This window comes from Vagococcus sp. CY53-2 (assembly GCF_022604695.1).
In the GTDB taxonomy this organism is placed as follows: domain Bacteria; phylum Bacillota; class Bacilli; order Lactobacillales; family Vagococcaceae; genus Vagococcus.
The window spans coordinates 1-579 of the sequence record NZ_JALAHP010000019.1 but is presented as its reverse complement, the minus strand read 5'-3'; the positions used below and the strand labels follow the sequence as shown (position 1 = coordinate 579).

The 579-nt window shown below is 33.9% G+C and carries 1 protein-coding gene; it reads left to right on the top strand.

Annotated features, from left to right (window positions below; translation table 11 throughout):
- Positions 1 to 579, top strand: a 579-nt coding sequence (locus tag MN581_RS09955; RefSeq protein ID WP_241699703.1) for a replication initiation protein, incomplete at both ends; no start/stop codon positions are given.

Here is a 579-nt window from a genome sequence, read left to right as displayed (position 1 = left end):
CGCCTCTGGTTTGAGACGTGAGCGTTTCGTTTTATTTAGCTCATTCGACATTAATGGAGAAGCAGATTCCCCTTATGCTGAAATTCAAATACATGAAAAAGCTATTCCTTTACTCAATGACTTAGACGAATGGGTTCGTTATTCTCTTCAACAGTTTAATGACCTACAAAGCAGTTATTCAAAAACCATGTTTCGATTGTTAAAACAATTTCGAACAACGGGCTATGCATATTTCTCTAAAGAAGATTTTTTTGAGCTTTTAGATATTCCTAAAAGTTATTTGAAAGAACCTGCTAATCTTGATAAAAGAGTCTTAAAGCCTATTAAAGACGAATTAACTCCATTATTTCGCGGTCTTACCATTCGTAAGAAATATGGTAAAGGACGTGGGAAACCTGTTGTTGGTTACCAATTTGCTTTTAAACCAGAAAATAAAAATGCTAATGACTTTTCTAAAGGAGAACGCGAAGACTTACGACAAAAAATATTTAATATCGAACACAATGGTGATCTTTCTCAAGAAGAAAAATGGGTCGCAAAAGATAAAGTATTAGGTTTAAAAATTGGCACACATGAGTC